This is a genomic window from Blastomonas sp. CCH1-A6, assembly GCF_001556365.1.
GTDB lineage: Bacteria > Pseudomonadota > Alphaproteobacteria > Sphingomonadales > Sphingomonadaceae > Blastomonas > Blastomonas ursincola.
This window is the reverse complement of the sequence record NZ_LSIS01000536.1, coordinates 1-8,877: the sequence shown is the minus strand read 5'-3', so window position 1 is coordinate 8,877 and position 8,877 is coordinate 1. Positions and strand designations below refer to the sequence as shown.

Genomic DNA, 8,877 nt, shown 5'->3' with positions numbered 1-8,877 from the left:
AAAGATGGTGGGCGCGGCAGGGATTGAACCTGCGACCCCACCCGTGTGAAGGGTGTGCTCTACCACTGAGCTACGCGCCCGATCACGGAATCACCGGCCTTGCGGTGTCGTGCGGAGCGCCCCCTTGCCAGAAGCCGGGGGCGTTGGCAAGAGCCGCGGTGCGCCACGTGGTGCAGTCAGGAAATCGCGCGCAGCGGCGTCACGTTCTCGGCATCCTGGATGGCCTGGGCAGCGCCCAGCCCATCGAACAGGGTGTTGACGACGATGCGCAGATTGTCAGGCGTCGCGGTGCGGATCATGTCCATCATCACGAACGGGTTGCAGAACGGCTGCATCACCAGATTGGTCAGCGACACGACATGGTCGAGGTCATAGCCCGGGAAATAGCCCTCGGCCATCGCCTCGCCCAGGATCACCGCCATATAATGGTCGGCCAGGTCGACATAGCCGCGGATCACCTCCCAATGCTCCTCGCCCAGGTCCATATTGGCGCGGAACAGGTTGGGGTCGGCCTCGAACCGCGCGCGCTTGACCGCGACGCGGCGCGCGAAGAATTCGAACAGCTTCTCGCGCGGGGGCAGGTCGGAGGCGACGACGTCCTCCATGATCTGGTTCAATTCCTCGAACCAGCGCCCGGCAATCGCCTCGAAAAACGCCTCTTTCGATGCGAAATAGCGATAGAAGCTCGACTGCGACATGCCGCAGGCCGCTGCGACCTCGGTCAGCGAAAGGTTGATCGCGCCGCGCGTGCGGACCATGTCCTCGGCTGCGTCCATCAGCTGGGAGCGGATGGCTTCATGGTCGTTGAGCGGACGCGACATCGGTTTCAGCCTTGCTGAGTTGTGGAGCTATAACAGTTATACAATAAATTTTGTACTTTATCAAATGCTGCATTCAGGCTTGCGCGGTTTGCAACCAGCTGGGCAACCGCGCCGGGTCCAGATCCTCGACGCGGCGGTGCTCGACGCTCCAGCCGAGTTCGGGATAGCCGATTTTCTGGCGTTTTGCGTCGGCCTCGGCGATCGGTAACACCACGATGCGGCGGTTGACCTTCTGCCGCCAGTTCATCCGTGCGGTATTTTCCTGTCCGACATAACAACCCTTGGTGAAGCTGACGCCGTTCAATTCCACCGCATTTGTTTCGAGCCAGAGGATATCGCCGAGCTCGCCCGCACCCTCGGGAACACCCAGAGCCAGCCGGTGTGCCTTCCACGCGTCATCGGCACAGGGGGCGTCGCTCGCCGGTGCCAGCCAACGCCAGCCGAGCGCAGCCAGGCGAGGATCGGGCGTAGCACCTTGTACGGGCTCGGGCGACCAGTGCACCGACAGCGCCGCGTCGCGCGCGATAGAAATCTTCCGGCGCAGGCGATAGATTGTCAGCCGCTTGGCGAGCGCATCCGCGTGTTCCGCCTCACAGTCGATCAGCACATCACTGCCATCGTCCCATATCAGGAAATCGAACATCGCCTTGCCCTGCGCGGTCAACAGCGCGGAATATTGCGGCTTTCCGGGCGCTACCGCCTTCGTGTCCTGCGTCACCAGCCCCTGCAGGAAGCCGCGGACATCCTCTTGCGGGTCGGTGGGCGACAGGCGGATAAGGGCGCGGCGGGCGAGCAGGGTAGGGGTGGACATGGCGCTCAACATGCGTATCGCTCAGCCAGTTTCAAGCGGAGAGATGCGATGACAGCGAGCTATGACCTGATCGTCAAGAACGGCACCGTGTATCTGCCCGGCGGACCGGTCTCCGCCGATATCGGTGTCATCGGCGGCAGGATCGCCAACATCGGTGCGCTCGGCGGCGATGCGGGCAAGGTGATCGACTGCACCGGCCTGCACGTGCTGCCCGGCGTGATCGACAGCCAGGTGCATTTCCGCGAGCCGGGGCTCGAGCACAAGGAGGACCTGGAATCGGGCAGCCGCGCCGCGGTGATGGGCGGCGTCACCGCCGTGTTCGAAATGCCCAACACCAAGCCCAATACCGATACCGCCGATCGCGTCGCCGACAAGCTTGCGCGCGCGCATCACCGCATGTGGTGCGACCATGCCTTCTATGTCGGCGCGACCTCGTCCAACGCCGAGTCGCTCAAGGAGCTGGAGCGCCTCCCCGGCACGGCGGGGGTGAAGATCTTCATGGGCGCTTCGACCGGCGATCTTCTGGTGGCCGACGATGGCGCGCTCGCCCGTGTGCTGGCGAACGGCAAACGCCGCGTGGCGATCCATGCCGAAGACGAGTTCCGCATGAACGAGCGCGCCGATCTGCGCGTTACCGGCGATCCCTCGTCGCACCCGGTCTGGCGCGACGACGAGAGCGCGATCCTGGCGACGCGGCGCATCCTCCGCCTCGCACGCGAGGCGAAGCGGCGCATCCACATCCTGCACATCACGACGCCGGCAGAGCTCGAGCTGATCGCGCAGCACAAGGACATCGCCACCTGCGAGGTGACGCCGCAGCATCTGACATTGGCGGGCGAGGAGGCCTATCCCCGGCTCGGCACCTATGCGCAGATGAACCCGCCGATCCGCAGCGGTGCGCATCGCGACGGCCTGTGGCACTGGCTGGCGCAGGGCGTGCCCGATGTCATCGGCTCCGATCATGCGCCGCACACGATCGAGGAGAAGTCCAAGACCTATCCCGATACGCCGAGCGGCATGCCGGGCGTGCAGACGCTGCTGCCGTTGCTGCTCGATCACATGCACCATGGGCGGCTGTCGATGCAGCGGCTGATCGATCTGACCTCGGCGGGGGCGCAGCGGATCTTCGGGCTGGTCGGCAAGGGGCGGATCGCGGCAGGGTATGATGCGGATTTCACCATCGTCGATCTCAAGAAGCGCTGGACGGTGACCGAGGACTGGCTGCAGTCGCGCTGCGGCTGGAGCCCGTTCACCGGCATGAAGCTGACCGGCAAGCCAATCGGCACGATCATCCGCGGGCACCGGGTGATGTGGGAAGATACGCTGGCCGACAGCGCGATCGGCGAGCCGGTGCGCTTCGAGGCGACGGAGTTCTGATCAGAGACTATCCCTTCCATCGTCATTCCAGCAAAAGCGGGAATCCCGCTTCAACGCGCACCGTTGATTGAGAAGCGGGACCCCCGCCTGCGCGGGGGTGACGATTTCCTTGGGCGCGGAGAGCGCTACTCCGCCCCGGTGCTCAGCCCCAGGTCGGGAATGCCGATCGATCGCCGTCCGCCGAAATCGGCGCGGACGACGATGACGCCCTGCTTTTCCATATATTCGATCAGCCGCCGGATGCGCCCAGGTGAGCTGGTGCCATAGGCGCGGCCCAGAGCGGCATCGTCGGGGCAGGGCTGGCCATCCATCGCCGCGCGCGCGATCAGCAGGAAGGGCGCATACATTTCCTGCGGCAACCGGGTCGCAGCCTCGAGCAGCGGCGCGCACGCCGGGTCCGCCGGATCCAGGATGCCGCCGCGCGCCAGCGCCAACCGCTGGCGAAAGCCTTCCATGTCGAGCGGCGGGCGGATCAGCCGCTGCATCCGGCAGCGCACCGAGAAATCCTGATAGAGCAGCGCCTCGGTCTGGTTCGCAATGTTGCCATCGGCGAGCATGTCGGTGAGCACCGCGACCACCACCGCTTCGGCATCGATCGCGTCGGCGGCGTCCTCCGCCTCCTTGCGCGCGGCGAACATGGCGGATTGCTCCGGCATCGGCAGAGGGGCAGGCGCGATGCTGCCGATCAGCTCGTCGGCCGCGACCGGCGCGGGACGCGGCGGCGGCATCGGCACCGGCGCATCATTGGCACCGGCGGCGAGCAGCATGTCGCGCAGATCCTCGCCCTGCGCTTCGGGCATCGGCAGCAGCTTGTGCGTGCCGGTGCGGCTGGTGGTGCGGGTGGCGCCGATCCGCGTGGTCACCGGGCGGCGCGAGATGGCCGGACCCAGGCCCAGAAAGCAGCCGCGCTCCAGATCGCGGATGCGTTCGGCCTGGCGGCGCTCCATGCCCAGCAGGTCGGCGGCGCGCGCCATGTCGATGTCCAGGAAGGTGCGCCCCATCAGGAAGTTGCTCGCCTCGGCGGCGACATTCTTGGCGAGCTTGGCCAGGCGCTGCGTCGCGATCGCGCCGGCAAGGCCGCGCTTGCGTCCGCGGCACATCAGGTTGGTCATCGCCGACAGGCTGGCCCGGCGCACCGGATCGGGCACGTCGCCCGCGACCGAAGGCGCGAACATCTGCGCTTCGTCGACCACGACGAGCGCGGGATACCAGTGTTCGCGCGGGGCATCGAACATGGCGTTGAGGAAAGTCGCGGCGCAGGTCATCTGCGCTTCGAGTTCGAGCGATTCGAGATTGAGGATCACCGAAGCGCGGTGCTCGCGAATGCGCGCGGCGATGCGCGCGATCTCGCGCTCGTTATAGTCGCCCGCATCGATGACCAGATGCGAAAAGGCGTCCGACAGTGTCGCAAAATCGCCTTCGGGGTCGATGATCACCTGCTGTACGAGCCCGGCGCTCTCCTCGAGCAGGCGGCGCAGCAGATGCGACTTGCCCGATCCGGAATTGCCCTGAACCAGAAGCCTGGTCGCCAGCAATTCCTCGATATCGATGCCGACAGGCCGCCCTGTCTCATCCAGACCTATGTCGATCGATGCGCCCACGGGTTGAGGCCCTATCGCCTTGAACCGGCGGTTGCAACGGGCGCGCGGCCAAATGCTGGGGGCAAATGAAAAGGCCCCGCCCGATCGGGGCGAGGCCTTTGTCGTTCGGCGCAGGCCGGAACGGATCAGCCGTTCAGCTTGTCCTTCACCGCCTTTGCGGGGGTGAAGCCGAGCTTCTTGGAGGCCTTGATGGTGATGGTGGCGCCGGTGCCCGGGTTGCGACCTTCGCGCTCCGGGGTCGCCTTGACCTTGAACTTGCCGAAGCCGTTGATCGAGATTTCTTCGCCAGCAGCAGCAGCATCAGCGATTGCAGCGAAAACGCCATCGACCAGCTTGCGGGCATCCGCCTTGGTCACGCCGTGGTCGGCGGCAATTTTCTCTGCAAGTTCAGCATTGTTCATGAGGAAACGTCCCTTCTGATATGATTTCGGTGGCGGCGGTTTAACGGCAGTTTTTGCGTTCGTCACGGGGATTGCGGAAGTTTTCCCCCAAAATGGCGATGATTGCCGGTAATTGAGAAACATTATCAATCACGCTGATCGATTTTATCGATTATTCTGTTCAAGAAAATCACATGGCGTGCCGCCCGGCATGGCCTTAACCCTTGGCGTATCAGGGTTTTGAATCACACGAAGAGGGATGACCATGGAACTCAAGGGATCGAAGACCGAACAGTGCCTCAAGGATGCGTTTGCCGGCGAAAGCCAGGCCAACCGCCGCTATCTGTATTTCGCCCAGAAGGCCGATATCGAAGGGCATAACGACGTTGCCGCCGTGTTCCGCTCGACCGCGGAAGGCGAAACCGGCCATGCGCACGGCCATCTCGAATTCCTCGAAGCCTGCGGCGATCCCGCTACCGGCGAGCCGATCGGCACCACCGCCGACAACTTGAAGTCGGCGATCGCGGGCGAAACCCACGAATATACCGACATGTATCCGGGCATGGCCAAGACCGCCCGCGATGAAGGTTTCGACGAGATTGCAGACTGGTTCGAAACGCTGGCCAAGGCGGAAAAGAGCCATGCCGGCAAGTTCCAGAAGACGCTCGACGCGCTGCTGGCCGAAGCCTGAGTTTCAGTTGAACGACAACTCGGCCTGCGTCTTCGTGCTTCGGCACGAAGCGCAGGCCATTTTTCTGTCCAGTCCAAACCCCCGCTCGCGGGGGGAGAGCAATCACGTCATTCTAGCCTGACAGGGGATCCGCGATGGCAACCGAATACAAGGAAGGCAGCCTCGATGCGCCGACGCGGCATGTGCTGCCGTGGCGCGAGGAATCCTGGTATGACGAGGCCGCGCTCGATGCCGAGCTGCGCCGCGTGTTCGACATCTGCCACGGCTGCCGCCGCTGCTTCAACCTGTGCGACAGCTTCCCCAAGCTGTTCGACATGATCGACGAAAGCCCGAACGAGGAGGTCGAGGACCTGTCCGCCGGGCAGATCAAGCAGGTCGTGGACGCCTGCACGCTGTGCGACATGTGCTTCATGGTGAAGTGCCCCTATGTGCCGCCGCACGAGTTCAACCTCGATTTTCCGCATCTGATGCTGCGTTATCGCGCGGTCGAACATCGAAAAGGCATGACGTCCAAGGCCGATACGCTGCTCGCCGAGACCGATCGCAACGGCAAGCTCGGCAGCGTGCTGTCCGACGTCGCCAACTGGGCGACCGATGGCAAGAGCGAGACGACGCGCGGCATCATGCAGTCGATGCTGGGCATCGACAAGCGCGCGCACCTGCCCAAGTTCGCCGACATCCCGCTGACCAACCGCGCCGCTGCGCTGGTGCCTGCGCCCAATCCGGATGCACCCGGCTTTGGTCGTCGCGTCGCGCTCTATGCCAGCTGCTATGACCAGTTCAACGACCAGACGCCGGGCGAGGCGGCGGTCAAGGTGCTGGCGCATAACGGTGTCGAAGTGCGGATCGAGCATCCCGAATGCTGCGCGATGCCCAAGCTGGAGAATGGCGACATTCCCGCCGTCGCCAGTGCTGCCGCGCGCGTCGCCGCGCATTTCGCGCCGCTGATCGACCAGGGCTATGACGTGGTCGCAATCACCGCGAGCTGCGCGCTGATGATGAAGTTCGAATGGCCGCTGATCGAACCGGACAACGAGGACATCAAGAAGCTCTCCGCCGCAACGCACGATATCAGCGAATATATCGTCAAGCTGTCGAAACAGGCGGGGCTCACTCCGGTCGAGGCGATGGACGCCAGCATCGGCGTGCATTTCGCCTGCCATTCGCGCGCGCAGAACATGGGCCCCAAGGCGATGGAGATGCTGAAGCTCATCCCCGAGGCGAAGCCCGTGCTGACCGAGCGCTGCTCCGGCCATGGCGGCAAATGGGGCATCTACCAGCAGAATTTCGACACGGCAGTGAAGCTCGCGCGCCCGACGGTGCGCTCGCTCGAAAAGACCGCGCCCGATTACATGGTCAGCGAGTGCCCGCTCGCCGGATCGCACCTCAAGCAGGTGATGGAGCAGGGCGGGGCGGCAAAACTGCCCGAACGGATCGGCCATCCCGTTGAACTGATGGCCAAGGCTTACGGACTCTAACGGATATGGAAAAGACGATGCCCAGGGACCGCCGTTCCATCACCCGCGAGGACATCATGGACCTCGCCGATTACGAGCTGATCCGCAAGGACAAGCGCCAGGAAAGCATCCTGGCCAAGAAATTCTCGCGCCTGGCGATCGGCCCGCATGCGATGATTACCTTCGAAAGCTGGGACAGCATGTGGCTGCAGATCCAGGAGATGCTGCGCATCGAGAAGGGCGGCGAGGAGCAGCTGGCCGACGAACTGGCAGCCTATAACCCGATGGTGCCCAATGGCCGCGAGCTGACCGCGACGCTGATGTTCGAGATCGAGAATCCCGAGCGGCGCGACGCGTTCCTGCGCACGATCGGCGGGGTCGAGGAGCATATCTTCCTGACCATCGGCGCCATCCGCATTGCCGCCGTGCCCGAACAGGATGTCGAGCGCACCAGCGCCTCGGGCAAGGCGAGCGCGGTGCACTTCCTGCACTTCCCGCTCGACGATGCCGCGATCGCGGCCTGGCACGATGCGGGCAATGTCGCGATGGTGCAGATCACCCACCCGAATTACGGCCATGCCGCGCTGATCAATGCGGATACGCGCAGCTATCTCACGCGCGCCTGCCTTTAGTGGGGATGCTGGCGGTTCGGCCCTTTCGCCAATCCTTCGTTCAGACCGTCCGGCTCACTTGTCAGGTGTGATGACTTCCGGTTCCGAAATTCCCCCGCCAATCGGTGGGGGAGCCACGCCGTCGCCAACGGGCTGTGCAGAGACCATTGGTGCACCGAATTGTGAGTCGCCTGTCGGTTGATCGATGAATGGTGGAGGTTGCACCGTGTGTGCCGTGCCATCCGAAATCGTTGTGGTCGGAGCTTCAGCCACGGTTGGGGGCGACAGGGCTTCGGCTGCGGGTTCGGCGGGGCGGCTCCCCGTATCGACGGATGACGCAAAGATTGCTGCGGCCAGCATGATGCCGCCCGATCCCAGCATGACTTGTTTGAGCACTGCGCATTACCCTCATTGTGCCGCCATTGCTGCCAAGCATCGCAGCGAGCGGTTAACATTCGGTGCCGATCTGTAAGATAATTAGCCAGGCCACGAAAATGCCGCCGAAAACCGAAGCTTCCGGCGGCATGTCTTTCCTCCCCAGGAAAGCTCGTGCAAACTCTTATGGTCCGGCAGAAAGGCAGGGTGGCGGGATTGCCCCGCTCACCCAGATCCTCTCCTGCTAGCTCGTCCCAGCTGTGTCGCTTCATCGCTAATGGCATAAACCGGCTTTGGCAGCACAAATTGACAAAAAATCGGCGGATATCGCCACTGGTACCGGCGAAAGCCTTGTCAGTTTGTCATGATTGTTACAAAGCTGCGCCATGGTCGAACCTTCGCTTCACGCCGGGCCCGCGCTGCGTCGCCTCCGCCGCAATGCCGGTCTCACCCAGGCCGCCATGGCCGAGCGGCTCGACATCTCGCCGAGCTATCTCAACCTGCTCGAGCGCAACCTGCGCCCGGTCAGCGCACGCCTGATGCTGACTCTGGCCGAGCGCTTCGATGTCGATCCGCGCGATCTGACCGGGGATGAGCCGGGAGGCGGGCTGGGGCCGATGCGGCGGCGCATGGCCGATCCGATCTTTGCCGATCTCGGTGTCGAGCCCGGCGAGATCGAGGACTGGCTGGCGGCATCGCCCGGCACCGCGGCGGCCTTTGCGCGGCTGTACGACCGGGTGCAGGGTGGCGCAG

9 protein-coding genes and 1 tRNA gene are annotated in these 8,877 nt (G+C 64.1%); 5 read left to right on the top strand and 5 right to left on the bottom strand.

Going from position 1 to position 8,877, the window contains the following annotated elements; genetic code table 11:
* Positions 1-5 precede the first annotated feature (5 nt).
* The 3 genes from AX735_RS23070 to ygfZ all read right to left on the bottom strand — a co-directional run bounded on the left by AX735_RS23070 (position 6) and on the right by ygfZ (position 1,632).
* A tRNA-Val gene (locus AX735_RS23070) sits at positions 6-80 on the bottom strand.
* A gap of 96 nt (positions 81-176) precedes the next feature.
* Positions 177-821: a TetR/AcrR family transcriptional regulator gene (locus tag AX735_RS23065; RefSeq protein WP_066284941.1), complete on the bottom strand. Its 645-nt coding sequence runs from the start codon at positions 819-821 to the stop codon at positions 177-179.
* A gap of 73 nt (positions 822-894) precedes the next feature.
* Positions 895-1,632: a CAF17-like 4Fe-4S cluster assembly/insertion protein YgfZ gene (ygfZ, locus tag AX735_RS23060; RefSeq protein WP_066284943.1), complete on the bottom strand. Its 738-nt coding sequence runs from the start codon at positions 1,630-1,632 to the stop codon at positions 895-897.
* Positions 1,633-1,680: 48 nt separating this feature from the next.
* Here ygfZ and AX735_RS23055 point away from each other — a divergent pair, with 48 nt between their 5' ends.
* Positions 1,681-3,009 (top strand): dihydroorotase, encoded by a 1,329-nt coding sequence (locus AX735_RS23055; RefSeq protein WP_066284940.1) that lies wholly within the window; start codon positions 1,681-1,683, stop codon positions 3,007-3,009.
* A gap of 125 nt (positions 3,010-3,134) precedes the next feature.
* Here AX735_RS23055 and AX735_RS23050 read toward each other — a convergent pair whose 3' ends face one another.
* Together AX735_RS23050 and AX735_RS23045 are read right to left on the bottom strand one after the other, a co-directional pair.
* Positions 3,135-4,610: an ATP-binding protein gene (locus tag AX735_RS23050; RefSeq protein WP_066284938.1), complete on the bottom strand. Its 1,476-nt coding sequence runs from the start codon at positions 4,608-4,610 to the stop codon at positions 3,135-3,137.
* 125 nt (positions 4,611-4,735) lie between these two features.
* Positions 4,736-5,011, bottom strand: a complete 276-nt coding sequence (locus AX735_RS23045; protein WP_023838445.1) for an HU family DNA-binding protein — start codon at positions 5,009-5,011, stop codon at positions 4,736-4,738.
* A gap of 244 nt (positions 5,012-5,255) precedes the next feature.
* On the opposite strand from AX735_RS23045, the gene AX735_RS23040 reads away from it, so the two are divergent.
* From AX735_RS23040 to AX735_RS23025, 4 genes are all read left to right on the top strand, one after another.
* Positions 5,256-5,681 (top strand): rubrerythrin family protein, encoded by a 426-nt coding sequence (locus AX735_RS23040; protein ID WP_031318249.1) that lies wholly within the window; start codon positions 5,256-5,258, stop codon positions 5,679-5,681.
* 134 nt (positions 5,682-5,815) lie between these two features.
* Positions 5,816-7,159: a (Fe-S)-binding protein gene (locus AX735_RS23035; protein WP_066284934.1), complete on the top strand. Its 1,344-nt coding sequence runs from the start codon at positions 5,816-5,818 to the stop codon at positions 7,157-7,159.
* Between the two features lie 17 nt (positions 7,160-7,176).
* On the top strand, positions 7,177-7,770 hold the full coding sequence (locus AX735_RS23030) for a DUF3501 family protein (RefSeq protein WP_060978967.1): 594 nt from the start codon (positions 7,177-7,179) through the stop codon (positions 7,768-7,770).
* Between the two features lie 740 nt (positions 7,771-8,510).
* Positions 8,511-8,877 (top strand): helix-turn-helix domain-containing protein (locus tag AX735_RS23025; protein ID WP_156447591.1); only part of this gene is annotated, 367 nt, incomplete at its 3' end.